Origin of the sequence: Methyloversatilis sp. (assembly GCF_965284615.1) — a bacterium.
In the GTDB taxonomy this organism is placed as follows: domain Bacteria; phylum Pseudomonadota; class Gammaproteobacteria; order Burkholderiales; family Rhodocyclaceae; genus Methyloversatilis.
Genome location: NZ_OZ260098.1, coordinates 3,406,048 through 3,431,481 on the forward strand (window position 1 = coordinate 3,406,048; position 25,434 = coordinate 3,431,481).

Sequence of the window (25,434 nt, forward strand, 5' to 3'; positions counted from 1 at the left end):
GCCCCGCACGCTTCGGCTAGCATGAATATCGAGTGCCGCATGCCGGTCGGGCATGCGGGCGCGACGTCCGATAACCGAAGCGATGCCCACGCCATGGATCTGACCGAAGCCATTGCCGCCGCCGCCGGCCTCGCCTGGGCCAGCGGCCTGCGGCTGTACGCCGTCATCTTTATCGCCGGTCTGGCGGGGCGGATGGAATGGGTCGAACTGCCGGGCGAACTGGACGTGCTGGAACACCCGCTGGTACTGGCCGCCGCCGGTTTCATGCTGTGCGTCGAGTTCTTCGCCGACAAGGTGCCGGCGCTGGACAGCCTGTGGGACGGTCTGCACACCTTCATCCGCATTCCGGCCGGTGCGCTGCTTGCCGCCTGGGCACTGGCCGATCAGAGCACGCCGGTGGTGCTGGCCGGCGCGCTGCTCGGCGGCACGCTGACCGGCGCCACTCATCTGACCAAGGCGGGCAGCCGGGTGGCGATCAACGCCTCGCCGGAGCCGGTCAGCAACGTGCTCGCCTCGACCAGCGAGGACGGCCTCGCGGTCGGCGGGCTGTGGCTGGCCTTCGCCTACCCGGTTTTCTTCCTGGTGCTGCTCGCCTTCTTCGTTCTGCTCATGCTGTGGCTGCTGCCGCGCGTGTGGCGCTTCCTGACCGGATTGCTGTCCTGGGTGGCGGGCAAGCAGGCGCCCGGTTGACCTGCATCAGCCCGTCATGACCCGGCCGGCGCTTCAATGACGAAAACACGTCGAAAGGGAGGGAATCATGAAAGCGCTGTCCGATCTGCTGTTCAACCGACTACGGGCTGATGAGCCTGGTGGTGATCGCCATCGTCATTTTCATGAGCATCTGGTTCGGCCGCTTCTTCAAGCGGCACATGGATGAGGATGCGGCCGCCGCGGCCAAGGCCGAACAATCCGGCCGACCGGCGCCATGAGCGCGCCCGCATTCAGCGGGTGAGCACCTTCCACACGAGGCCGACCCCGGCCACCAGCAGGTCGGCCACGTCCAGACCACCGGCATCGCGAGCGCCTTCGATCTGGCGCTGCCGGTCGGCGCGGGCGCGCGTGCGTTCGCTCTCGACAATGGCGTCGGCCATCGACACCGGGTCGCGCGTGGTGCGCTTCACTTCGGCCTGGTGGTAGCCCTTCAGCGCATTTTCGACGGCGTCCGGATCGAGCAGCGAAAAGGCCGAGCGGCAGTGCGGGCAGGCGTGGTCCTTGCGGATGTCAACCGGCGCCCCGCAGCCGGTGCAGTAGATGGCGCCGACCCGCTTCGCCAGGTCGGCGATCTCGGCTGTCGTCATCTGCCGCACGAAGCCCTTCTCGACCATGAAGGACGAAAAACTGCTGTAGCGGCCGTGCTTCTCCGGGCAGCGGTAGGTCATGTAACGCCCGCTGCGCACCAGATCGTAGCCCTTGTCGAGCTTGCGGCTGCAGCGCGGGCAGGCCATCACGTTGGCGACCGGATGCTGCATCTCGTCGCGGTGCGCGTGCAGCTGCTTGAACAGTTCGTTGACCGAACCCGGCGACAGCTGCAGGTTTTCGAACGTGTCGAACCAGAGCCCCTGGCAGTGCCAGCAGATGTCGAGTTCCATGTCCTCGCCGCCGTGATTCTTGAAGCGGTGCACCTTCATCGGCACGCGGCAGGACGGACAGTGCGGCACGGAATTCTGCATGGCGGTCGGTATGACGTCGGCTGGCGATCTATCGGCTCGGGCTGTGCCCGCATGGTGTTGTCAGCGGCATGCAGGCACGCAAGGTTGAGGGCGATCAGCGCGCCAAGCGTGTCACCTTGACGCCTTCCGGCGCGCTGCGGTGAAAGGTGACCGGTACCGCCTGCGCCTTCAGCACGTTCTTGCGGATGCGGCCGACCACGTGCATTTCGCATTTCTTGCAGTCGAAACGCAGCGTGAGCTTGTCGTTGCCGTTCATCAGCGTCATCGGCTCGGCCTTCACCATGCCGCGCAGGTCGTACTCCTTCAGTTCCTTCGGGCACAGGTTGTGGCTGAAACGCAGGCAGTGCTTGGTGATCATCAGCGACACCTCGTCCAGCTCCTGGTTCGCCTCGTAGGCGTCGGCGATCAGTTCCACGCCGTGCTTGCGGTAGAAGGCGCGCGCCTTCTCGTTGTACACGTTGGCCAGATAGGACAGCTCGGTGTCGGTGAAGCGCACCGGCGGTTCGACCGGCACGCCGGGCTGCGGTCGCTGGTGAGCGGCGATGCGGTTCGCCTCGAGCAGCGCCACGGCGTCGCGGCGCAGGCCGTTCAGGGTTGACGCCGGCAGGAAGCGCGCCTCCGGCAGGTCGATCGCGATGTCGCCGGCTTCGAAGAGGGTATTGCCCAGCTTGCCCAGGCTGTCGCGGATGCCGGCCAGCGCCCGCTCGGCGTCACGCGCCGGCTGCTTGTCGTGCGCCAGTTCGACCCGGGCGCTGACGCCGTCCTCGTCGGTCATGGTCAGCGCGAAGCCGTCCGCCGTTTCCTCGAAGCGCAGGTCTGCCCGGATGCGGCGGTCGGCCGACTTCTTCTCGAGCGCGCGCTCGAAGGCCTGGTCACGGTTGCGGTACAGCGTCACGCCTGGCTTCAGATCGTCCGGCATCGCGTTCGGGTAGAGCTTGCGGCCCTGCGCGACGTTGATGCGCAGGCCCATCAGTTCGCGGTGGCTGTCGTAGTAGCTCAGGCCGTCGCCATTGTGGATGTCCACCGCCGCATCGACCTCGATGTGATCGGCTGCCACCTTGCTGATCGTCGCCGCTTCCTCGCCGACGAAGCTCGGCGACTCGAAGGCTTCGATGCCGTGCTGGCGGCCGTTGGCGAAGTAGTCGGTCGAGCCGCGGTTGAAGGTCTTCTCCGGCTGCGGCACGAAGGTATAGGTGCAGCGGCCGCTGGAGGCACGGCGGTAGCCCGGCAGGTCGGTCAGCAGTTCGTTCAGCAGCGTGCTGTAGTGGGCGGTGATGTTCTTCACATAGCCCAGGTCCTTCAGCCGGCCCTCGATCTTGAACGAGGACACGCCGGCATCGATCAGCGCACGCATATTGGCCGACTGGTCGTTGTCCTTCATCGACAGCAGGTGCTTGTCGTGCGCCACCACCCTGCCCTGGGCGTCGGTCAGCGTGTAGGGCAGACGACAGGCCTGCGAGCATTCGCCGCGGTTGGCGCTGCGGCCGGTATGCGCGTGGCTGATGAAGCACTGGCCGCTGAAGGCGACGCACAGCGCGCCATGCACGAAGTATTCGAGCGTGCAGGACGTGTTCGCCGCCACCTTGCGCACGTCCTCCAGCGTCATTTCGCGCGCCAGCACGATCTGCGTGAAGCCGACGTCCTGCAGGAAGCGCGCCTTGGCGGCGTCGCGGATGTCGGTCTGCGTGCTGGCGTGCAGCTGGATCGGCGGCAGATCCATTTCGAGCAGCGCCATGTCCTGCACGATGAGCGCGTCCACACCGGCGTCGTACAGCTGCCAGATCGCGCGGCGGGCCGGTTCGAGCTCGTCGTCGCGCAATATCGTGTTGAAGGCCGTCAGCACGCGCGCGTGGTAACGGTGCGCGTGGCTGCACAGGCGGGCGATGTCGGCGATGTCGTTGTCGGCGCCCTTGCGCGCGCCGAAGGACGGGCCGCCGATGTAGACGGCGTCGGCGCCATGGTTGATGGCCTCGATGCCGAAATCGGCGTTCTTGGCGGGCGCGAGCAGTTCGAGTGTGCGACGGTCGGCGGTCATGATGCAGGGCCTGCGGGAAAGGCGGGATTATCCCCGATCCTGCGCCTCAGGCCATCGCCACGCGATCACGGCCGTCGCCCTTGGCCGCGTACAGCGCGCGGTCGGCACGGTTGACCAGCCGCACCGGCGTGTCGTCGGCAGCAAAGGCGGTGACGCCGACGCTGACCGTCGCCGTCACCGCCGCGCCGCTTATGCTCAGCGGGCTGGCGCCGATCAGCGCGCGCAGGGTTTCCGCCCGCTGGCGCGCGTCGTCGGCTGCGCAGTCCTTCAGCACCACCAGGAACTCCTCGCCGCCCCAGCGGCAGGCCATGTCGGACGCGCGCAGGCCGCTGCGTATCAGCGCCGCGACGTGCTCGATCATGCGGTCGCCGGCCAGATGGCCGTAGCGGTCGTTCAGCGATTTGAAGTGATCGATGTCGATCAGCAGCACAGCCGACGGACGGCGGCTGCGCTGCACCTCGGCCACCGCGTGTTCGAGCATGATTTCGAAGGCGTGACGGTTGAGCAGGCCGGTCAGCCGGTCGGTGGTGGCCATCTGCTCCAACCGGCGCTGGTAGCCACCCAGCGTCAGGCTGGCGAGCCACAGCACCGCCGCCGTCACCAGTGCGCAGATGAGCAGGTTGATGTAGAGCGTGCGGCGGATGTCGGCCAGCGCCTCGTTCTCGACCTTTTCGACGAACAGGTACCAGTCCAGCTCCGGCACGTAGCGCACATTGAGCAGGTAGTCCTTGCCGCCCTCGCGGTACTGGTAGGAACCGCTGTCGCGGGCCAGCACCTCGTGCGCGATGTCGCGCAGGCCTTCGACCTCGCCGATGCGAAGCGTGCCGTGCGAGGGCTGGTCGCCGTACAGCACGATGTTGCCGCTGCGGTTGACGAAATAGACACCGCGGTGATAGCGCTGCTGGTAACCGGACAGCAGCCGCCGCACCGTGTTGACGGTGAGGCCGACGCCGGTCACGCCCACCGTCTTGCCGGCGTAGTCGAACACGCGGTAATTGACGAATACGGTCAGCGTGTCGGGCGAAGCAGTGTCGGAATCGACGTTGATTTCGTATGGCGCGTCGAGGTCGCGCGAACGGAAATACCAGGCGTCGCGCTCGCTGCCCTGCTCCACCCGGCGCAGCACGCCGTCCGGGTGATAGTAGTTGCGGGTCGCTTCCGATACGAAAAAGCTGGTGAAGGTGCCGTAGCGCGTGCGGATTTCGCCGAGAAACTTGGTCATCGCCGGCACGTCGCGTTCGCCCTGCAGCACCCAGTCGCGGACGAAGGTGTCGCCGGCCATCACGGAAGACACGAACACCGGACGGATCAGATCCTTCTGGATCTCCGAATAGATGGTGTCGGAGGTCAGCGGCAGTTCGTTCTCGACGATGGAGCGCTGGATCTCTCGCTTCGACACCGAGTAGCTCAGCAGCGTATTGGCCAGAAAGCCGAGCGCGAGCAGCAGGCCCAGCATCAGCACCAGACGGCGACGGCCGGTCACGCCAGGCGAGGCGCGCACCTCGGCGCCCGAAACGACGGCTGCCGGGTCGCTGCCGGCAGGAACCACCGTGGCCTCTGCCTGGATCTTCATCGTTTCGGACATGCGGCCGCGCACAGGAGATTGACGTCCCCTGTTTTCGGCAATCCTGCGCCGGACTTTACCGCCGTGTGCAAAGGGCGCGCCGCGGCATCAGGCGGCACGGCGTCGGGCGGCCGCGCCCACCAGCAACAGGCCGCCCGCCATCAGGCCCCAGGTGGCCGGCTCAGGTATCGGCGCCGGCATGGTCGCCTGCAGGCTGGCAACCTCCCACCCTATGTCGCGCAGCGCCGCCCAGTCGAGTTCGGTCATGTAGCGGCGCGCCCCGGCGGGAATGACCGGCGACAGCAGCGGCACCTGATCGACGCCGTTCGCGGCAGCCCGCAGGGAGGTATCGAAATGCGCGTCGCTGCCGTCGTTGCGCAGCAGCGGCGCGACACCGTCGTTGATCGCGGAGGCGCTGGCACCGATGAAGCTGCGGTTACTGACCTGGGCGAACCAGCTGTCGGCGGTGCCGATGCCCAGCACGTGCGCCGTTTCGTGCGCCGCCACCGTATACAGGTCGAACAGCCCGGCGAAGTTCTCGACGGTGCCGACATCGTCGTCGGCGTACCAGCCGACGTTGGTGCCGAAGGTGATGGTGCCGCCCCAGGGCGCGAAATCGGTGGGCGGCGACGCCAATGCCCCCGGCTCGCCACGCCCGTCGGCCAGCGCAACGAAGTCGCTGCTGCCGCCCGCCACGTGAAAACCGGGCCCGCCCACACCCAGCGTCTGCCCGGAGAAGGCGCGCGCGCCGACGAAGATGCGGATCTCGTCGGCGGCCACCGTCAGCCCGGGCACCAGCACCGTGCCGTTCAGCGGATCGACCGGATCGAAGATACGGGCCTGGAACACGTCGTCGCCGGTGGGCGCGATGGCCGCCAGCGTGTCGTCCAGATTGCTGCTGAACAAGCGTGCCACGTCGTCGAGCACGGCACGTCGGTCGTCGGTGAAGAAGCCACCGCTGTCGTAGCGGTAGTCGAACACCACGTCTACGGCCCGCGCAGGCGCGCTCAGGCACAGGCTGGCTAGCGCGGCCGCGCAGAAGGTTCGCATCATCGTCCTGGCTCCCGGTGGGGCCGCACGTCGCGGCCCGGAAAACGCGAAGCGTACGCCCCCGCTGCCGCAAACTGAAGCCCGCGCAATCCCGGCGGCACACGGGCTCAAGCCCGCCTTTTCGGCAGGTATCCCCGAATCCGGTCCGACGACAGTCTCGAACAGGCCACCGCGGGTGCGCCGCGTCGAACCGGGTGACGACGCGAAAACGTCCGCCGGAGCGAACTCCCGGCTGATCCGGCGCAGCGCCCGACCGGCGAAACTCTTGTTCACAGACAGACACCTTTCGACATCCCGAGACTTGACCCCGCGCAGCGACAACGTCGGCCGGCGGCGCTAGTCTGAATCCCGACGCGAATGAAATGCGCACACCGTCTGCCAAAACGCCGCGGCAGGCAGCGCATTCCGTACGAGGAACGAATGGACAAGGAAAACGACGGGCCTCACCCGCAGCGCGACGTGCCCCCGCCCGGGCACACGTCAAGGCGTCTGCTTAGTCTGGTGCTGGACGACGAGCCGCGACAGCGCCTGCGCATATCCCGCGCATTCACGTCCATGCTGGTGTACGTGGTATGCCTTGGGCTGGCCGAATACGCGCTGGCGCACGACATGGCCGCCCCGGTCGCGACCCGCCTGCTGCAGGGCGGCATGATCGTGTGGATGGGGGTCGTCTACGCCACGCTGCGCAGCGGGCTGAACCTGCGGTTTCGCGATCCTTCGCTCACCTTCCTGCAGGTCATGGCGGCGGGCGCCTGGATCACCGCCGCCTACATCGTGTTCACGCCGGTCCGCGGTGCGCTGCTGATGCTGCTCGCGCTCACCCTCGTGTTCAGCATCTTCAATCTCGACCGCAGGGGACGCCGCATCTACAACGGATGCGTCGTCGTCGGCACCGGACTGACGATGTTCACGCTGTCCACGCTGCGCCCGGATGACTACCCGTTCCAGGTGGAGTGGGTGCACTTCGTACTGACGGCCGTCGTCCTCGCAGTCATGGGCCGGCTGAGCGAACAGTTGCTGGCCATCCGGGCCCGCCTGCGCACCCAGCGCAACGAACTGGAGGCGGCGCTGAGCCGCATCCAGGAACTGGCCACGCGCGACGTGCTGACCGGACTGCCCAACCGCCGCTACGCCACCGACCTGTTCGCGCAACTGGCCCGGGGCGCAGAGCGGAACGGCTCGCCGCTCTCCGTCTGCCTGATCGATCTCGACCACTTCAAGCGCGTCAACGACACCTACGGACACAAGGCGGGTGACATCGTGCTGCAGCGCTTCGCCGCCACCGCGACCGGTGCGCTGCGCGAGTCCGATGTGCTGGCACGCTGGGGCGGCGAGGAGTTCCTCGTGCTGCTACCTGACACGCCTGTAAAGAAGGCCGATCAATCGATGGCGCGCGTGCGCGCGGCGCTGGCGCAGACCCGGCTGGTCACCGCCACCGACGCGGCCGCGGTCACGTTCTCGGCAGGACTGGCCCAGTTCCGCCCCGGGGAATCGATTGAACACGCGGTGGAACGGGCGGACTTCGCGCTCTATCGCGCGAAGTCCGAAGGGCGCAACCGCTGCGTGATCAGCGACTGATCGGCTTGTAGCGGATGCGCTTCGGTTTGGCGCCCTCTTCCCCGAGACGCTTCTTCTTGTCGGCTTCGTATTCCTGGTAGTTGCCGTTGAAGAAGGTCCATTGCGAATCCCCCTCCGCCGCCAGGATGTGGGTGGCGATGCGGTCGAGGAACCAGCGGTCGTGCGAGGTGACCAGTACGCAGCCGGAGAACTCGAGCAGCGCGTCTTCCAGCGCACGCAGCGTTTCCACGTCGAGGTCGTTCGACGGTTCGTCGAGCAGCAGCACATTGCCGCCGGAAATCAGCGTCTTCGCCAGGTGCAGCCGGCCGCGTTCGCCGCCAGACAGGTTGCCGACGATCTTCTGCTGGTCGCCGCCCTTGAAGTTGAAGCGGCCGATGTAGGCGCGGCTGGGCATTTCGAAACGGCCGACGGTCAGGATGTCGGCGCCATCGGACACCGCCTCGAACACCGTCTTCGAGCCATCGAGACCGTCGCGGGTCTGGTCAACAGCGGCGATCTTGACCGTCGGGCCGACCACGATTTCGCCCGAATCCGGCGTGTCCTTGCCCTGGATCATCCGGAACAGCGTCGATTTGCCGGCACCGTTCGGGCCGATCACGCCGACGATGGCGCCCGGCGGAATGCTGAAGCTCAGGTTGTCGATCAGCAGGCGGTCGCCGAAGCCCTTCGAAACGTTGTGGAACTCGATCACCTTGTCGCCCAGGCGCTCGCCCGGCGGGATGAAAATTTCGTGCGTTTCGTTGCGCTTCTGGTATTCAACGCTGCTCATTTCCTCGTAGCGGGCCAGGCGCGCCTTGCTCTTGGCCTGACGCGCCTTCGGGTTACCGCGCACCCACTCCAGTTCGGTCGCCAGCGCCTTCTGCCGCGCCGATTCCTGTGACTCTTCCTGGCGCAGCCGCTCACCCTTCTGGTCCAGCCAGCTGGAGTAATTGCCCTTCCACGGAATGCCGTGGCCGCGGTCCAGTTCGAGTATCCACTCGGCGGCGTTGTCGAGGAAGTAGCGGTCGTGGGTCACCGCCACCACGGTGCCCGGGAAACGCACCAGGAACTGCTCCAGCCAGTCCACCGATTCGGCGTCCAGATGGTTGGTCGGTTCGTCCAGCAGCAGCATGTCCGGTTTGGACAGCAGCAGCTTGCACAGCGCCACGCGACGCTTCTCGCCGCCAGACAGCGGGCCGATCTTCGCATCCCAGGGCGGCAGGCGCAGCGCGTCGGCGGCGATTTCCATCTGCGTCTCGACGTCGGAACCGGCCGCCGCCAGCACCGCCTCGTACTTCGCCTGCTCTTCCGCCAGTTTGTCGAAATCGGCGTCCGGCTCGGCGTAGGCAGCGTAGATCTGCTCCAGCTTCTGCCGCGCTTCGACGATTTCGCCGAGGCCGGATTCGACCTCTTCCTTCACCGTCTTGTCCGGATCGAGTTCCGGTTCCTGCGGCAGATAGCCGATGCGCACGCCCGGCTGGTGCTGCACCTCGCCGTCGTATTCGCGGTCGGCATTGGCCATGATGCGCAGCACCGTAGACTTGCCCGAGCCGTTCAGGCCGAGCAGGCCGATCTTGGCGCCGGGGAAGAAGGACAGCGATATGTCCTTGATGATCGTGCGCTTCGGGGGAACCACCTTGCTCACGCGGAGCATGGACATCACGTATTGGGCCATTTTCTGCAACTGCACCGACAGGGAAAGGGCGCAAGTATAAGCCGGGGCACCTGCGTGCAGCGGCCCGGAGGGGTCAAGACCGGCCGCCGGCTGTCGATAAGTCCTTGACGCACCAGAAAGCTCACTGCGGCGCAACGCGGCCGCCCCGAGTTTGGTGACATGCCCAGAAAATGCAGGTTCAATAGCCGACATGAGCGCAGCGCCCGACACGCGAGCTTCAACGGACCGTTCTGTCTGGCAGATCGGCCTGCCCGTGCTGCTCGCCACGCTCGGCGCGACGCTGGCGGTCTATCTGGTGTGGAACGAGATGGATCGCCGGCACCGCGAGCGCGTTGACGAACGTCTTGCCTTCGAGGCGCGCGACATCACGCAGCAGGTGGAACAACGGATGCGCGCCTACCGTCAGGTGCTGCGCGGCGCACGCGCGCTGTTCGATGCGTCGGACGACGTCACGCTGGAAGACTGGAGGATCTATGTCGGCGCGCTGTCGCTGCAGGAGGATTTTCCCGGCATTCAGGGCGTCGGCTTCTCAGCCCATGTGAGGGCGGCGGACCTGGACAGCCACATCGCATCGATGCGCGCGCGCGATGGCGGTGAATACCGGATCCATCCGCCAGGGGAGCGCCCCGAGTACAGCAGCATCGTCTATCTCGAACCACAGGACTGGCGCAATCAACGCGCCTTCGCCTTCGACATGCTGTCCGAGCCGGTGCGTCGCGAGGCGATGCAGCGGGCCCGGGTGACCGGCGAAGCCGCACTGACCGGAAAGGTGAGATTGATCCAGGAGGCCGATCGCGACATCCAGACCGGCGTGCTGCTCTATCTGCCGGCCTACCGCCGCGGCATGCCGACCGGCACCGCGGCGGAACGCGCGGCCGCGCTCAGCGGCTGGGTATTCAGCCCCTTCCGCATGCTCGACCTGATGGCCGGCACGCTCGGTGGAATGCAGCCGTCGCTGCGCCTGCGCATCTACGACGGCGACACGGCGGCACCCGAGGCGCTGCTGTTCGACAGCCATGGCGCCGACCCGGTGCGCTTCGACGCGCCCACTCATTCGATCACGCGCGACATCGACGGCCGGCGCTGGCTGCTGGTGTTCGAGCAACGCAAGGAGGCGGCGGACGACATCGACCGCTGGCACACCGAACTGGCGCTGGTCGTCCTGTTCGGTGTGCTGGTGGTGGCGCTGACCGCGAGCCTCGGGCTGGCCCGCCGCCGCGCCGCGCGGCTGGCCGAACTGGGCGCCTCGCTGGCGCGCAGCGAGGCGCTCTACTCGACCCTGGTCAACCTGTCCGGCGAGAGCATCCTTGCGCTCGACGCGCACGGCCACATCGAATACGCCAACCCCGGCCTGCACCGCATGCTCAACCTCGACGCGCGCGACGTCAGCGGCCGCTCGCTCGACGAACTCGCCTTCGACGGCAACCGGCACGCGCTGCAATCGATGGCGGACGCACTGCTCGGTGGCGACACCGTGCGCATGGAACTGACGCTGCAGAGCCGCGACCGCGGCGAAGTCGCCGTGCTCGCTTCCGGCGTGCCACGCACCGACAGCGCCGGCCGGGTCACCGGCGCCATCATCGTCATGGCCGACATCAGCGAACGCAAGGCCGACGAGGCGAGGATCGCCTGGCTGGCGACGCACGACGGCCTGACCGGCCTGCCCAACCGCTCGCTGCTGGTCGAGCGGCTGAACCGGACGCTGGCGTCCGCAAAGCGTTACCGGCGGCGTTTCTGCCTGCTGTTCATAGACCTCGACCACTTCAAGGAGGTGAACGACCGGATGGGGCATCACGCCGGCGACGAGGTGCTGATCGAAGCGAGCCGCCGCATGCTCGCCTGCCTGCGCGCAGCCGATACGCTGGCGCGCCATGGCGGCGATGAGTTCGTCGCCCTGCTGCCGGAAACCGGCTCGATCGAGGCCGCCTGCGCGGTGGCGGAGAAGATCCGGTTGCGTCTTGGCGAGCCCTTTACGCTCGAACAGGGGCAGGCGCAGATATCCGCCAGCCTGGGCGTCGTGATGTGCCCGGACCACGGCGACGACTTCGACACGCTGGTCGCCCGTGCCGATCAGGCGATGTACGCGGCAAAGGCCGCCGGACGGAATACCATCGCGGTCTGGACCGCCCCGGACAACAAGGACAACTCATGATCGGATCGATCGGCCTCATCGTCATCGGCGCACTGCTGCTGGCTTCCAACCTCAATCTTTTTTCGCTGCGCGAGCTGGCCGAACTGTTCGGCACCTGGTGGCCGGCCCTGCTGATCGCCGCCGGCGTCGCCGGCCTGATCAAGCGCAAGTAGGTCTCGCCTCGGCTGCGGTATCGAACCGTAAAGAATTCACGTTTTTTTCCGATATTCAGGCACTTGCCTCTGGAGTGCCCGACATGAACGGACTGAAAACACTGCGCGGCCGCCTGCTGGCCCTCGGCTTCGTCGCCCTCGCCGGACTGCTGGCCGCCGGCGGCTTCGGCCTGCTCCAGCTCTACCGCCTCGACCGCGGCGTCAGCGACGATCTGGCGCGTCTGCAACGCACCGTCGCCATCGGCCTCGACGTGCAGAACGCCAGCATCGATTTCAAGACCCAGGTGCAGGAATGGAAGAACATCCTGATCCGCGGCAACGACGTCGAGCAGTTCCAGCGCTATAGCAAGAGTTTCGAAAAGCATGCGCAGGACGTGTCGTCGCGCCTGCAGGACATCGCCGCTCGCCTGCAGGCGGAAGGATCTCCGCGCGTCGCCGAGGTGAAAGCCCTTGCCGCCGCACACGCTGCGATGCATGAGCGTTACGTCACCGCACTGAAGAGCTTTGACGCGGCCGATCCCGAGTCGGGCAAGAAGGTCAACCGCGCGGTGAAGGGCATAGACCGCAGCGCGACCGAAGCGATGACCGCGCTGACCCGGCTGATAGAACAGGACGTGAAGGCGCTGGGTGACGACACGCGCGCCCGCACCAGCGCGCTCTACCGCACCGGCCTGATCACGCTCAGCGTCGCCATCGCCGTGCTGTCGCTACTGCTGATCGCCGGCATCGTGCTGACGCTGCGCCGACTGACCACCAGTCTTTCGTCGCTGCAGGGTGCGCTGGGGCAGGCACGGGCGCGGATGGATCTGACCGTGCGGGCGCCTGACAGCCGCGGCGACGAGCTGTCGGCGGCCGGCGCGTCGATCAATGCGCTGTTCGCCGAGCTGCAATCGACACTGAAGTCGATGCGCGACAACGCGCAGCAGGTCGCCAGCCATTCATCGTCGCTGCACGGGTCGGTTGACACGCTGGCCGGCGCCGTGGCGCAGCAGAACGATTCGACCTCGAACATGGCGGCGGCAGCCGAACAGCTCGCCGTCAGCGTGGCCCACGTCAGCGAAAGTGCCGGTCACGCGCGCGACGTATCGCGCAGTTCGCTCGAACGCGCCGACTTCGGCGGCAACGTGATCGAGACCACCGCATCGTCGATGCGCGACGCAGCGGTTGACGTACAGGCGGCCGCCAGCGGCATGGAAGAACTGAGCCGGCAGGTGGAACAGATCGGCGAGATTGCCAGCACCATCAAGGGCATCGCCGACCAGACCAATCTGCTGGCGCTCAACGCCGCGATCGAGGCCGCACGCGCCGGCGAACAGGGCCGCGGTTTCGCGGTGGTGGCCGACGAGGTGCGCAAACTGGCCGAGCGCACGACCGAAGCGACCAAACAGATCGACAGCGTGGTCGGCAACGTGCAGTCGGTGACCGATCAGACCCGTACCAGCATGCAGGAACTGGTGTCGCAGTTCGATCACATCGGCAGTTCGACGCAACAGGCGGCGCAGGCGATGGACGACATCAAGAGCGAGTCGCGCAACGCGGTCGGTGCCACCGACGAAATTTCACGCGCGCTGCGCGAACAGACCAGCGCCAGCGAAAGCATCGCGCAGCAGGTCGAGCGCATCGCCGGCATGAGCGAGCACAACAGCGCGGCGGTGCGTCAGGTCAGCCACGCGGCCGACGCAATGAACGCGCTGTCGCAGTCGATGCGGCAGCGCCTGGAAACCTTCGTCGTCTGATACGACGGCACGGCCCGCTCACGCGGGCCGGCGCCCTCACTTGCGGCCGTAGGTGTCCTCGAAGCGGACGATGTCGTCCTCGCCCAGATAGCTGCCGGACTGCACCTCGATCATTTCCAGCGGCAGCTTGCCCGGGTTCTCCAGCCGGTGCGTGGTGCCCAGCGGAATGTAGGTGAACTGGTTTTCCGACAGCAGCAGCACGTTGTCGCCGCAGGTCACGCGGGCGGTGCCGCTCACGACGATCCAGTGTTCTGCGCGGTGATGGTGCATCTGCAGCGACAGCGACGCCCCCGGATTGACGACGATGCGCTTGACCTGGAAGCGCGGGCCGGCGTCGATCGAATCGTAATAGCCCCACGGGCGATACACCTTGCGGTGGTTTTCCGCCTCCGGCCGCTTGCGCGCCTTCAGTTCGGTCACGATGCGCTTGACGTCCTGGGTGCGGTCCTTGGCCGCCACCATGACGGCGTCGCTGGTTTCGACCACCACCACGTCCTTCAGGCCGAGGCAGCTCACCATGCGCGTTTCGGCGAACACAAGACTGCCGGAGGTGTCCTGCAGCAGCACGTCGCCACGCGCCACGTTGCCGTCGGCGTCCTTGTCGGCAACCTGCCACAGCGCATCCCAGGCACCGACGTCGGACCAGCCGGCGTCCAGCGGTACGACCACGGCCGGCGCCACGCGCGGTTCGCCGGCGGCCAGCGGTTCCATGATGGCGTAGTCGATCGAATCCGACGGGCAGGCGGCGAAAGCGGCCTTGTTGACCCGGTAGAAGTCGCGATCGGCCGCGCCGCCCTCGTAGGCGGCGCGGCTGGCCGCCTCGATATCCGGGCGGAAACGCTTGAGCAGGTCGAGCGCCACGCTGGCCTTCATCATGAAGATGCCGGCGTTCCACAGATAGTTGCCGCTTTCCAGGTAGGACTGCGCGGTCGGCGCGTCCGGCTTCTCGACGAAGCGGTCCAGCGTGCGCGCCGGACTGCCCGCCAGTGCGGCGCCCACCTTGATGTAGCCGTAACCGGTCTCGGCGCGGTCCGGCGTGATGCCGAAGGTCACCACCGCACCCTGCTGCGCCTGCGCGGCACCGATGGCCACCGCATCGCGGAAGGCCGCCGTGTCACGGATGACGTGGTCAGACGGCATCACCAGCAGCACGGTGTCGGGGCCTGCGGCAGCGAGGGCAGCCAGCGCGAGCGCCGGTGCCGTATTGCGGCCGACCGGTTCGAGCAGCAGCGCGGCCGGATGCACGCCGATCTGACGCAGCTGTTCGGCCGTCAGGAAGCGGTATTCCTCGTTGCACACGACCAGCGGCGGCGCCAGTTCGATGCCGGGCGCGCCGGCGCGCAGTGCGGTGTCCTGCAGCAGCGTGTTGTCACCATCGAGCGGTAGCAGCTGTTTCGGATAGCGTTCGCGCGAAAGGGGCCACAGGCGGGTGCCGGAACCGCCGCACAGGATGACGGGCTGCAGGGACATGACGGAAACCTGAAAGGATGTCGGAAGCGCCCGAGTTTAAGCGACGCCTGCGCGCCGTCTGCGATAAATCCGTTACAGCCGGTGTGCCGGCCGCAGCTCAGGCGAGCCAGCGCTCCATCTGGTGCACCGGCGCGTTGCGCAGCAGATGGAGCTGCGGATTGTCGCGCTGTGCGCTCTGGCCGGATTCGATCACCCTGACCGGCTCGCGCTCGAGAATGCACAACCGGCGGCTGATGCAGTCGGCGCGCCACTGCGCATTGGCGGTCCGGCCCCGCTCCTCGACCGCGATCCGGGTCAGCGCGAACTCGTCCTGTGGGTTCTCCCGCTCGATGCGCCGGCGGATGGCGGCGTGCGCCTTGTCAAGGCTGCCCTGCTGCACGCACAGGTCGTACAGCGCGGCGAGGCAGCGGAAGTTGCGTATCGGTATCGGCCGCACGCCCTTCAGCCAGGCCAGCGCGACGACCAGCTTGCGACCGTAGGTATCGTAAGCGTAGCGCAGCCATTCGGCGCGGAACACCGGCTGCCGTCCGACCGCCTGCAGCGCCTGCGTCCACGCCGGATCGAACGCGGCCTTGCGCGGACCGCGGCTCAGCGCGTCGGCCCAGCGCACCTGCGCCGCGCGCGACGGCAGACGCAGCATGCGCTGCCACTCGTCCCACAGCGCGCCGAAACAGGCGCGCAGCGTGGCCTCGTCGCGCGCGGCGAAACGACGAAACAGTTCCTGCAGCGTGCCGGTGCCCAGATTGACCTGCAGCGGCCCGAAAGACAGGCCGGCGCCGTCGAAATTGCCGGTCACCTGCAGATAGGGATCGCCACTGGTTTCGAACGCCGCGGTGACCGCGATGGCCAGATCCAGCGCACGCTCGGCGGCCAGCGCCGGCAGCTTCGACGGGTCGTGCATCTCGACATAGACCTGCTCGCCGCGTGGCTCGACCCGCGCCAGCCAGCCGTCGCGCGCGACGCGGCGGGCGGCGTCGGCCAGCGCCGCCGGATCGGCTGCCTTCAGCCAGACGAAACGCCCCTCGCTCCCCACGCCGAGGCCACCGCGCGGCGCAACGCCGGCAATGCTGACGCCGGCCCCGAGCTCGTCGCGTACCCGCTGCACGGCCGCCAGCAGCTCGCGATGCACGCGCACCCTGCCGTCGGTGCGCGCGTATTCCGACAACTGGAAGTTGGGCGTGACGCGGGCGCGCGCCGGGCCGCCGATCAGGTAGTCGTCCGCGTACTTCAGTCCGCTGGCCATGTGTCCTCCTTGAGTCCCGGTCAGGCGCCGAGCGCCTCACGCACCTTTTTCAGGCCGCTGCGCAGCACGCCCAGATCGATCAGGAAATCGACCTGATCGAGCACCGACGCGCGTTCTCGTGCGCTGCCGCCGCGGGCGAAGGCGGCGCGATAGGCGCCGACGATGCTCGCCTGTTCGGCGGCAGCCAGTCGCCCGTCGAGCAAGGCGCACAACAGTTCGCAATCGCCGACCACGGCCGTGCTCCAGAAGTCCGGATGCGGGTGGGCGGCGGCATCCCGCTGCACGCGCTCGCATCCGTCGCGGACGGTGCGCGCGTCATCCGCCGGCAGTACCGCACCGCTCAACCGCGCATGCAGCAGTCGCGCCGTCCACAGATTGACGAAGGCATAGCTGTCCACGGTCTGCCCCTCGTTGCGCGCGGCCAGCTCGAACGCCCGCCCGTAGTGCTTCGCCATGTCGGCCAGCGCCGCCAGCCGCGCGTCGCCGTCCAGCATCCAGGCCAGCCGCTTGTGCGCACTGCCGAGCAGCGCGCAACGCTTGGCCGACGGCGTCAGCAGTTCGAGGTCGGCGATGGCGCGCCGGATGCCAGCAACCAGGTCGGTTACGTCGCCGCGCTTCTCGCGCATCAGCGCCCACTCGTCGTCGGCCGCCCGAACCCTGAAATTGGCCGACTGTTCGAGCACGCGCAGCGGGCAATCACCGTCGTCGGCCTCGCGCGCGCGGTCAAGCCACTGCGCCGCCAGCGCGTATTGGCCCGCCTCGCCGAAACAGAGACCGATCGCCGCGGCGACGTCAGCTCGCGCAAGCCAGGCGGCACGGGCAGCGGCGGGCACGCGCGCGGTGTAGCTGTCGAGCCAGGCCGACGGATCGGCGTCGCCACCGTTCGCGGCGGCGCCGCCGCTCATCAGCGCGCTGCTGCGGTTGTCGATCTGCACCACCAGTTCGGACGGCGTGGTGAAGGGTGGCGGCGCGCTGTCGCGGCGCGCCGGGCCGGTCGGGTCGAGGCGGTAATCGGGGTCGCCGTAGCACTGGTAGGCGCCCCAGGTATTCACCTTCGGGTGACGGGTCCAGGTCGCCTCGCGCGCGAGACGCACCGCGTCGCCGAAGCCGCGGCCATCAAGCAGGCTGCCGTACAGGGTTTCGGCGAAACAGCGTGCGGCGGCGTCATCGACCGCCCAGCCTGCGGCGACAACGGCGCGCACGCCCATGCGGATGAACTGCGTCGCCAGGTTCGCGGCCAGCCGATTGAGGTCGGGTGAGCCGGCGGCATCATCGCCGCCGGTGTTGCCGAGATGGCAGCAGTTGATGAACACCAGCTCCGGCACGTAGCGCATCTGCTCGACGTCGCCGGGCGTCAGGAACCAGCCGTCGCCGATCACCATGCCGGACACCTTGCGCGTGCCGCTGCCGCCGTCCGCCGGCGTGGTGGTCGGCACCAAGTACTCGTGAACGCCGTGGCCGGCCAGATGCAGGATGCGCCATGCGTCCTGATGCAGCGCCGCCATGATGGCGCGGCCTTCGGCGTGGATCAGCTCGGTCACCGCGCAACCGCCGGACGACAGCACGCCGGCCACCGCACGTGCCTCGGCGGCGGCGTCAGGCAGTGCGGAAAACCCGCGGCCCAGCGGCGCTGGATCGCCGATTACCAGTGCGCTGGCGCGTGTCGCACCCAGCGGTCGCTCGCGATACTGCGACGTACGGAGCTGGCGCAGCATGCCGGAGGCCACGGCCGGCGGACGCTGACCGGCCTGCCAACGGTCCTCCAGCAGTTCCCATGGGAAGCGGCCGGACACCTCGTCGACCAGCAGCACCACGCTGCGCCGCTCCGGCGCCAACTGCTTCATCCGGTGCGGCAGCAACATTTCGAACAGCGTGCGCGACGTGTCGGCATCGGCAGCGCAGGAGCGGCAGGCCTGGCTGACGAAGGCATCGACCTGCTGCAGCTGGCCGCCGACCAGGCTGATTTCGGCACGTGCGCGGTCGGTCAGCGCAATGAAGCGCAGTTCGTCGCGACGCGCGTCGTGGGTGATTTCCAGCCGGTGCCACCAGCTCGCGTCCTCGTCGAAGCAGACGCGACGACGCCCACCGTGCCCCTGGCCGAGCACCTGTTCCGGCCATACGAAGTCGCCGGCCAGCGGACCATCGACCACCTCGCGCAATGCGCCGGCGGCCTGGATGGCGATGTCCTCGTACAGCTCGATGAATTCGACCTCGCCGATGACGACGCGACCGGCGAGCGCACCCTCGCGCAACGCGCGCTGGGCGTCGCCGGTGCCGCGCAGGATGGACTCGACCGAATCGCGCGTGCGCATGCCGCCGGCGCCGGTGCCGACCAGCAGCGTGGACACGCAGATGGTGCGCGTCGCGTCGGCCGGGCCGAAACGGTCGTCCGGCCACTCGATCACCTGCAGCGCGAGGTCGAGCAACGCGCGGCGCACACCGTCCTGCAGCAGACCGGGGCTCAGTTCGCCCACCTCGCCCAGACCGACCACGATGGCGCCCTGCGGGTGCTGGTGCATTTCGCGCGGAATGAAGATGCCGTGAGTGCCTGCCGCACCCGGATAGCGCCCCAGTTGCAGGCTGCGCGACAGCGCACCGTGCATGCGCCGGTCCATGCTCGCCTCGGCGCTGACGATGGTATCGCCGGCGTAGTGACCGACCATGACCGGGTGGCGCGCATAGCTCAGTTCACAGTGGCGTACGCGCACGGTGATCGGCGTGCGCGTGCTGCGCTCGACCCGACGCGGCGGCGTCCCGCCGCCGAAGCCGAAGCTGGCAATGTCGGCCGCCTGCGGAATGCCGTCCGCCGGCGGCAGCGGCTTCAGCACGAACAGCTCCTCGCCGGTACCGCCCGCGCGCGCGCCGGCTGGCGGCGCCGACGGCAGCCGGGTCGTGCCGCCGGTGGTCAGGATGTCGAGGTAGCCGTCGAAGGCGCGCGTCTGCGCGCACAGGAAGTCGTGCGCGGTGTCTTCGGCGTACCACGTCGGCACGCCGGGCAGCGCGCCGGAGGCCCAGCTCACCGTGCCATCGCCACGCGCGGTCGCAACGAAGTCGATGCGCTTGCGGCCAAGCGGCCAGGGGTCATCGACATCGTCAACGCGGTAGTCGATAACGGTGGCCGGCTGGCAACCGGCCACGTAGCGGACAACGCGCGTATCGACCGCGATCGACTTCAGCTGCGTCCAAGTGTCGCGCGCGGACTTCAGTGTTTTCGCGTCAGCCGGCTTCCAGCGCGCGCCGAGCTGCTTGCGCAGCGCCTCCCAGCGCGCCACGTCGGCGAAGTCCGGATCGCTGTCGGCAAAGGGCAGCAGTTCGAGCAGGCCTGGGTAGGTGCGCACCAGGTCGATGATGTCGGTGGTGCTCTGCGTGAAGTCGAGCAGCGCAAGACGCGCCTGCGTCGGATTGTGACCGGTGAGCCAGCGCACGGCCTCGTGCGAGCCTGCGTTCGGCGTACCGAGCATCAGGAATCGGCTGCCCGGCAGCCGGGTGATGCGCGCCCACACGGCAGCACCGCGACCGCCGTCGCTCATCAGCGCGCGCACCACCAGTCCGCCCATCGAGTGGGCGACGATGTGCACCGGTTGCTGCTCGGCTTCAGCGCGCGCGACCACCGCCTCCAGCCGCTCGGCCAGCCGCGCTGCGGCAGCGCGCACCGACTGGCGCCAGTCGTAGGCGAAGAATTCGACGCGGTGACTGCGCGCAAGGAATTCGAGCAGCGGCCCGTAGAACTGATCGACCAGCCCGCCCGGCTCGACCTGCGCCGCCGCCATGTGCAAGCGCTTGAGTCCGCCCTTGAACAGCGCGAGATAGTCCAGCCAGACGCGCTCGCCGTTGACGCTCAGTTCGCTGCCCATGGTGCCCGGCAACACCACCGCCAGCGGCCGCGGTTCGGCGGCACTCTGGCTGCGCGCCAGCGCGCTGCGCCAGCGCGGCGGATCGTGCGGCGCCTCGGCGATCGGCTGGAAACCGGCATCGTCACCCTCGACGCGCAGCAGGCCGGCGGCCAGCCAGCGCACGCTCTTCTCGTTGACGAAGTAGCGGAAATGATTGACCTGAGCGCCCGCGTCGCGACCGAAGCGTGCGCCGCTCGCCGGACGGCGCAGCCCGCCGCTCATTGATCCGGTATTCACCACCAGATCGTGGTCGGCCCCGTAGAACCAGTCAGTGGCAAGCAGCTTGATCTTCTGCCACAGCGATTCGCCCTCGACGTCGCCGGCGATCACCGTGAGGTCGGCGGCGGTCTCAAGTTCTGCGTGATTGAGCAGCCGGGTCAGCGCCGAGCCGGGCATCATCGCCTCGGCACCGGGCAGCGTGCGCGGATCCGTGCGTTCCTTCACCACGGCGAGAAGGAAGTTGACGGCGTCGCCGAACAGCGCCTTGCCGGACACGAAGTCGAGCACCGACAGCCAGCGGTCGAGGCGGCCCGACGCCAGCGTGGTACCGCGCGCCGGGCAGGCGACGCGGACGAAGCGGCTGACGCGGAACTGCTTGGCTTTCAGCTCGGCCAGCAGCGCCGCCAGATCCGCACGATCGGCCTGATAGGCGGCGTGGCGCGCCGCCTCGGCGGCATCGTCGAGCGCGCCGAGGCCGATCTGCTCGGCCAGCGTGCGGTCGGCGGCGAACAGTTCATCGAGCCGGCCGACGACCGCGTCCAGCCCGCGACATTCGCCCAGGCACATCAGCTCACCGACCATGCCGCCGCGCGAATGACTGACCAGATGCAGCTCGGCCCCCTTGGGCAGGCGCTTGGCCAGCGCCAGCGCATTGCTGATCGGGCTCTCGGTCAGCGAGCGGTGTTCGAGCGCGAACACGCGCTCGCCGTAGCGCGCACCGAGCCGGCGGCGCAGCGCAGCGCCCTCACGATTGGCGGCATCCCACAGTCCGCCGAAGCTGCCTTCGCAGCTCGAACCGGTGCCATGCAGGAAAACCAGCAGCGGTCCGGCGTTCACGGCGATGGCCGAGCGCGCGGCCAGCGGCGTCAACGCGAAAGCGTCGAGCGCACAGTGGTGGAGGCCGGGCGCGCGACCGAGCCGCTTCTCCTCGAACCACTTGCCGAGCGCGGCGGCCGACTTCTTCTTCAGATCGATGCCGAAGAAGTCGAGCACGCGAATGCCCAGCCCGAGCAGACCGCGCGAGGTCGGCGCCGCTGCGGCGGTGTTGAGCGCGTCGAATTCCCAGGCGCTGTCGCCATCACGCGACACCGAACGACGGCCGTGCTCGCGCACCAGGTCGTCGGTGCGGCTCCACAGCACGAAGCCGTTGTCGAGTTCGATGCGCACGACCTCGTCGGCAGCCACCTCCAGTTCGCCGGTCACACCGTCGCGCGCGCGGCCGGGGATCAGCCGGCGGCCGTGCAGCACCGCGACACCGGCGCCAGCGTCCGGCGTGGCCGCGTCGCTGACGGTGCCGCGTATGCGGTATCGGGCTGCACTCATGTTCCGTCTCCTCCGTTCAGGGTCGGCGTGACAGCACGACCGTATTCTGTTCGCCACTGTTCAGTTCGACCTTGCCGGCCAGCACACGGCGCTCCGGGCCGATGCGCAGCGTGAGATTGCCGCTGTCGACAAGAAAACTGCCGTCGGCGCTGACGACGCGCACGGCAAGATCGGCGAGGTCGCCGAATACGGCGCCCTCGGCGCTAAATACGATATGGGTGAGCGGCGGTCCCTCCATCGCGGCAAGCGACGCGATGTAGTCGCGCCAGGCCGGATCGTTGTTGACGCGCACCGGCTCGGAACGCAGCGACAGCCGGTCGTCCCGCTGGCGCAGGTACAGCGGAATGCGCTCGCCGTTCTGCGTGGTGAGCAGCCAGCGGCCTTCGAGCGAAGGCCGATCGGCGGCGAGTGCGGCTACCGGCTGTGTGGCGTCCGCCGGTGACGACGGCGTTGCGGTATCGACGCCGGCCGCGGTGGGCGGCAGCGGCAGTTCGGCGTCGTCCTCGACGGCGAAGCGAACGAGTGCGGTGATCGCCAGCACGCCCGCGGCGGCAAGCGCCCAGCGACGTGCATTGCTGCGCACCGGCCGCACGCCCTCCGCCGCGGTGACGCCGCTGCGCGGCACGCCCAGCCGCTCGATGTCGGCGACGATACGCGGCAGATCGAGGCGGGTCCAGTCGTCGGTGCGCAGCGGCAGCGCGTGGCGCTCGGTGATGAGGCGCAGGGGTTCGGGCAGGCTGCTGGCCGACGGCATTGGCGTGCCATCGACGCGCAGTGGCATCAGCACTGCGCCGGCGTCGATGGCCGACTGGATTTCCATGCGCACCGGGTCATCGGCGTCGTCGATGCGCAGGCGCCCGTCGGCGTGACGCGCGCCTGCGAAACCGGGCGTGACCAGCAGCAGCACGATGGGCCGGTGGCCGATGGCACGCTCGATCTCCTGCCGCCAGCTGCTGCCGCCGCGCAAATCCTGCCGGTCGAGGAACACATGGTCGGCGCCGAAAGCGCGGCCGAGATCGTCGGCCAGCCGGCTGGCGTCCTTGGCCCCATCTGCACTGCGGTAGCTGATGAAGATGCGGTTCATGGCCCGTACCGGACTGTGACATCAGACTGTCCGCCCTTCAGCCTCGAAGCGGCGGATCCGTCTTCAGTCTATGCCCGATGCAAGACGAGAACCACCCCGACGGATGGACGATGCGCGGAGCCGTTCATGACCTGCCGGCGCCACTCATCGGGGAAGCCCGTGCGCGGATGATCCGCGCACGGTGACCGGATCAGAGCACGCGGCTTACCCGGGCGAGCACGCGCTCGCGGCCGAAGGCTTCGAGCACCGCGTCGATCGCCGGCGTCTGCGGCTGGCCGAGCAACGCCACACGCAGCGGAATCGCGACCTGCGGCATCTTCAGGCCGCACTCGGTACAGGTTTCCTTGATCGCCGCGGACAGCGCGGCCTTGTCCCAGGTGGCCGCTTCGAGGCGGGCGGACAGCTTGCGCAGCGCCTCGCGCGCCGGGTCGGTCAGATGCTGGGCAAGCAGTTCGGGCGCCACGTGCAGGTCGATGTAGAACGCTTCGAGCGCGTCGGCCAGTTCGACCAGCGTCAACACGCGATCCTTGTACAGCGCGATCAGCGGCTCCAGCGCCGGCCCGGCTTCCGGATCGACACCGCGACGCGCCAGCCGGCTGGCGACGTCGGCAGCCAGCCAGGCGTTGTCCGCCTGCTTCATGTAATGGGCGTTGAGCCAGCGCAGCTTTTCAGTGTTGAACTGAGCCGCCGACGGCGTGATGTGGTCGAGGTCGAACCACTGCACGAACTGCTCGCGCGAGAAGATTTCGTCGTCGCCGTGGCTCCAGCCAAGACGCGCCAGATAGTTGATCACCGCCTCCGGCAGGTAGCCGTCTTCGTCGTACTGCATCACGCTGACCGCGCCGTGACGCTTGGACAGCTTCTGACCGTCATCGCCGAGGATCATCGACAGATGCGCGTACTGCGGCACCGTGGCACCGAGTGCGCGCAGGATGTTGATCTGGCGCGGCGTGTTGTTAACGTGGTCGTCGCCGCGGATGACGTGGGTGATGCCCATGTCCCAGTCGTTGACGCAGACGCAGAAGTTATAGGTCGGCGTACCGTCGGCGCGGGCGATGATGAGGTCATCCAGCTCCTCGTTAGCGATGGCGATGCGGCCTTTCACCTGATCGTCCCAGGCGACGACGCCATCCAGTGGATTGCAGAAGCGGATGACCGGCTGTAGGCCGGCCGGCGGTGCCGGCAGCGTCTTGCCGGGCGCCGGGCGCCAGCGTCCGTCGTAACGCGGTTTCTCGTTGTTCGCGCGCTGGCGTTCGCGCAGCGCATCGAGTTCCTCGGGCGTCGTGTAGCAGCGGTAGGCGTGGCCCTGCTCCAGCATCTGAGCGATCACCGCCTTGTAACGATCCATGCGCTGCATCTGGTAGAACGGGCCCTCGTCATGGCCCAGATCCAGCCACTTCATGCCGTCGAGAATCGCCTGCACCGCTTCCGGCGTCGAACGGGCGACGTCGGTATCTTCGATGCGCAGGATGAACTGGCCGCCGTGCCGGCGCGCATAGGCCCAGGAAAACAGCGCGGTGCGGGCGCCACCGATGTGCAGATAACCGGTGGGACTGGGAGCGAAGCGGGTACGGACGACCTGTGACATGGGAGGAAACACGTGAAAGCGAGCGCGCGATTGTAGCGCGTCGCAACAGCGCATTTGACGCGCCGGCGTTCACCGGCTAGTATTCGCGCCCTGTCACGAATACAGGGCAGTTAGCTCAGCGGTAGAGCACCGCCTTCACACGGCGGGGGTCAGTGGTTCGATCCCACTACTGCCCACCACATTCAGGGCTCAGACCTCACAGTCTGAGCCCTTTTCTTTTGTCCCGGCGCCAGGCATCGCCGACAGTGCGTCGTTTCAAGCTTTTTGCCATGCACGCCGCGATGGCCGCTGTTACGCTGCGCGCCTCGCCGCTTGTTGCACCACTTTGACGCGGGCGCGAAGAAAATATACATTCACGTCTGTTTGTATAAATCCCTTACAGCTCATATGGTCAGACGCACCAAGGAAGAAGCCGAAGCGACGCGCATTCAGTTGCTCGACGCGGCGGAGCGCTGCTTCCGCGAAAAGGGGGTCGCCAGCACCACGCTGGACGACATCGCCAAGAGCGCCGGTCATACGCGCGGCGCAGTGTATTGGCACTTCGAGAACAAGGCGGACATTTTCGAAGCCGTATGCGAACGCGTGAGCACGCCGATGCAGGCCATGCTCAGCGATCTGGCTGCCGATCCCGGCAACGACCCGCTGGGCTATCTGCGCAACGATGCGATCCACGTGCTGCGCATGCTGGCCGAGTGCGAGCGCGTGCAGTCGGTGTTCGAGATCAAGTTCTGCAAGCTCGATGGCGGCCCCGACTTCGATCGCCTGCGCTCGCGCGAGCTGGAAACGCACACGCGCTGCCTGTCCATGCTGGAGGTGGTCTTCGCGGCGGCTGTGCGGCAGGGCCAGTTGCCGGCGCACCTGCCGCCGAAAGAGACCGCCGAGGCCATGCACGCCTTCATCGGTGGGCTGATGCGCAGCTGGATAGAACGCCGCGATTTCGACCTGCGCGCCCGGGCGCCCTGGCTGGTCAACACCTTCCTGACCGGTCTGCGCAACGCGCCCGACCCCGCCGCCTACGCCTGA

Annotated in this window: 17 protein-coding genes and 1 tRNA gene; 8 read left to right on the forward strand and 10 right to left on the reverse strand. The window is 67.9% G+C overall.

Annotation, left to right across the window (positions count from 1 at the left end):
* Positions 1–93: 93 nt before the first annotated feature.
* Both ACQ66H_RS16300 and ACQ66H_RS16305 read left to right on the forward strand, forming a co-directional pair.
* Positions 94–690, forward strand: a complete 597-nt coding sequence (locus ACQ66H_RS16300) for a DUF4126 domain-containing protein (protein ID WP_430434885.1) — start codon at positions 94–96, stop codon at positions 688–690.
* A gap of 110 nt (positions 691–800) precedes the next feature.
* Positions 801–929: a DUF3149 domain-containing protein gene (locus ACQ66H_RS16305; protein ID WP_430434886.1), complete on the forward strand. Its 129-nt coding sequence runs from the start codon at positions 801–803 to the stop codon at positions 927–929.
* Between the two features lie 12 nt (positions 930–941).
* Here ACQ66H_RS16305 and ACQ66H_RS16310 read toward each other — a convergent pair whose 3' ends face one another.
* From ACQ66H_RS16310 to ACQ66H_RS16325, 4 genes are all read right to left on the reverse strand, one after another.
* Positions 942–1,670, reverse strand: a complete 729-nt coding sequence (locus ACQ66H_RS16310) for a zf-TFIIB domain-containing protein (RefSeq protein WP_430434887.1) — start codon at positions 1,668–1,670, stop codon at positions 942–944.
* A gap of 94 nt (positions 1,671–1,764) precedes the next feature.
* Positions 1,765–3,705, reverse strand: a complete 1,941-nt coding sequence (locus ACQ66H_RS16315; RefSeq protein WP_430434888.1) for a peptidase U32 family protein — start codon at positions 3,703–3,705, stop codon at positions 1,765–1,767.
* Positions 3,706–3,751: 46 nt separating this feature from the next.
* Positions 3,752–5,278, reverse strand: a complete 1,527-nt coding sequence (locus ACQ66H_RS16320) for a sensor domain-containing diguanylate cyclase (RefSeq protein ID WP_430434889.1) — start codon at positions 5,276–5,278, stop codon at positions 3,752–3,754.
* A 99-nt stretch (positions 5,279–5,377) separates the two neighbouring features.
* Positions 5,378–6,322 carry a PEP-CTERM sorting domain-containing protein gene (locus ACQ66H_RS16325; RefSeq protein WP_430434890.1) on the reverse strand — a complete coding sequence of 315 codons (945 nt, stop codon included), beginning with the start codon at positions 6,320–6,322 and terminating at the stop codon, positions 5,378–5,380.
* Between the two features lie 417 nt (positions 6,323–6,739).
* Here ACQ66H_RS16325 and ACQ66H_RS16330 point away from each other — a divergent pair, with 417 nt between their 5' ends.
* Positions 6,740–7,897 (forward strand): GGDEF domain-containing protein, encoded by a 1,158-nt coding sequence (locus tag ACQ66H_RS16330; RefSeq protein ID WP_430434891.1) that lies wholly within the window; start codon positions 6,740–6,742, stop codon positions 7,895–7,897.
* On the opposite strand, the gene ettA is transcribed toward ACQ66H_RS16330, so the two are convergent.
* Positions 7,887–9,551, reverse strand: a complete 1,665-nt coding sequence (gene ettA, locus ACQ66H_RS16335; protein WP_430434892.1) for an energy-dependent translational throttle protein EttA — start codon at positions 9,549–9,551, stop codon at positions 7,887–7,889. The genes ACQ66H_RS16330 and ettA overlap by 11 nt on opposite strands.
* A gap of 190 nt (positions 9,552–9,741) precedes the next feature.
* Here ettA and ACQ66H_RS16340 point away from each other — a divergent pair, with 190 nt between their 5' ends.
* The 3 genes from ACQ66H_RS16340 (at position 9,742) to ACQ66H_RS16350 (ending at position 13,591) form a co-directional block, all read left to right on the forward strand.
* Positions 9,742–11,703, forward strand: a complete 1,962-nt coding sequence (locus tag ACQ66H_RS16340) for a CHASE domain-containing protein (protein WP_430434893.1) — start codon at positions 9,742–9,744, stop codon at positions 11,701–11,703.
* The gene (locus tag ACQ66H_RS16345; protein WP_019917143.1) at positions 11,700–11,855 is read left to right on the forward strand and encodes a LiaI-LiaF-like domain-containing protein; all 156 of its coding nucleotides are present in this window, start codon (positions 11,700–11,702) and stop codon (positions 11,853–11,855) included. Before ACQ66H_RS16340 ends, ACQ66H_RS16345 begins: the two co-directional genes overlap by 4 nt.
* 83 nt (positions 11,856–11,938) lie before the next feature.
* Positions 11,939–13,591 (forward strand): methyl-accepting chemotaxis protein, encoded by a 1,653-nt coding sequence (locus tag ACQ66H_RS16350; protein WP_430434894.1) that lies wholly within the window; start codon positions 11,939–11,941, stop codon positions 13,589–13,591.
* A 36-nt stretch (positions 13,592–13,627) separates the two neighbouring features.
* On the opposite strand, the gene ACQ66H_RS16355 is transcribed toward ACQ66H_RS16350, so the two are convergent.
* The 5 genes from ACQ66H_RS16355 to gltX all read right to left on the reverse strand — a co-directional run bounded on the left by ACQ66H_RS16355 (position 13,628) and on the right by gltX (position 24,411).
* Positions 13,628–15,061, reverse strand: coding sequence for a mannose-1-phosphate guanylyltransferase/mannose-6-phosphate isomerase (locus ACQ66H_RS16355; RefSeq protein ID WP_430434895.1), 1,434 nt, complete (start codon positions 15,059–15,061; stop codon positions 13,628–13,630).
* Between the two features lie 97 nt (positions 15,062–15,158).
* Complete coding sequence (locus ACQ66H_RS16360) at positions 15,159–16,304, reverse strand: hypothetical protein (protein WP_430434896.1); 1,146 nt, start codon at positions 16,302–16,304, stop codon at positions 15,159–15,161.
* 20 nt (positions 16,305–16,324) lie between these two features.
* The gene (locus ACQ66H_RS16365; protein ID WP_430434897.1) at positions 16,325–21,739 is read right to left on the reverse strand and encodes a DUF7379 domain-containing protein; all 5,415 of its coding nucleotides are present in this window, start codon (positions 21,737–21,739) and stop codon (positions 16,325–16,327) included.
* Between the two features lie 16 nt (positions 21,740–21,755).
* On the reverse strand, positions 21,756–22,823 hold the full coding sequence (locus tag ACQ66H_RS16370; protein WP_430434898.1) for a toll/interleukin-1 receptor domain-containing protein: 1,068 nt from the start codon (positions 22,821–22,823) through the stop codon (positions 21,756–21,758).
* A gap of 190 nt (positions 22,824–23,013) precedes the next feature.
* Positions 23,014–24,411, reverse strand: coding sequence for a glutamate--tRNA ligase (gltX, locus tag ACQ66H_RS16375; RefSeq protein ID WP_430434899.1), 1,398 nt, complete (start codon positions 24,409–24,411; stop codon positions 23,014–23,016).
* 104 nt (positions 24,412–24,515) lie between these two features.
* On the opposite strand from gltX, the gene ACQ66H_RS16380 reads away from it, so the two are divergent.
* Both ACQ66H_RS16380 and ACQ66H_RS16385 read left to right on the forward strand, forming a co-directional pair.
* A tRNA-Val gene (locus ACQ66H_RS16380) sits at positions 24,516–24,590 on the forward strand.
* A 208-nt stretch (positions 24,591–24,798) separates the two neighbouring features.
* On the forward strand, positions 24,799–25,434 hold the full coding sequence (locus tag ACQ66H_RS16385) for a TetR family transcriptional regulator (RefSeq protein WP_430434900.1): 636 nt from the start codon (positions 24,799–24,801) through the stop codon (positions 25,432–25,434).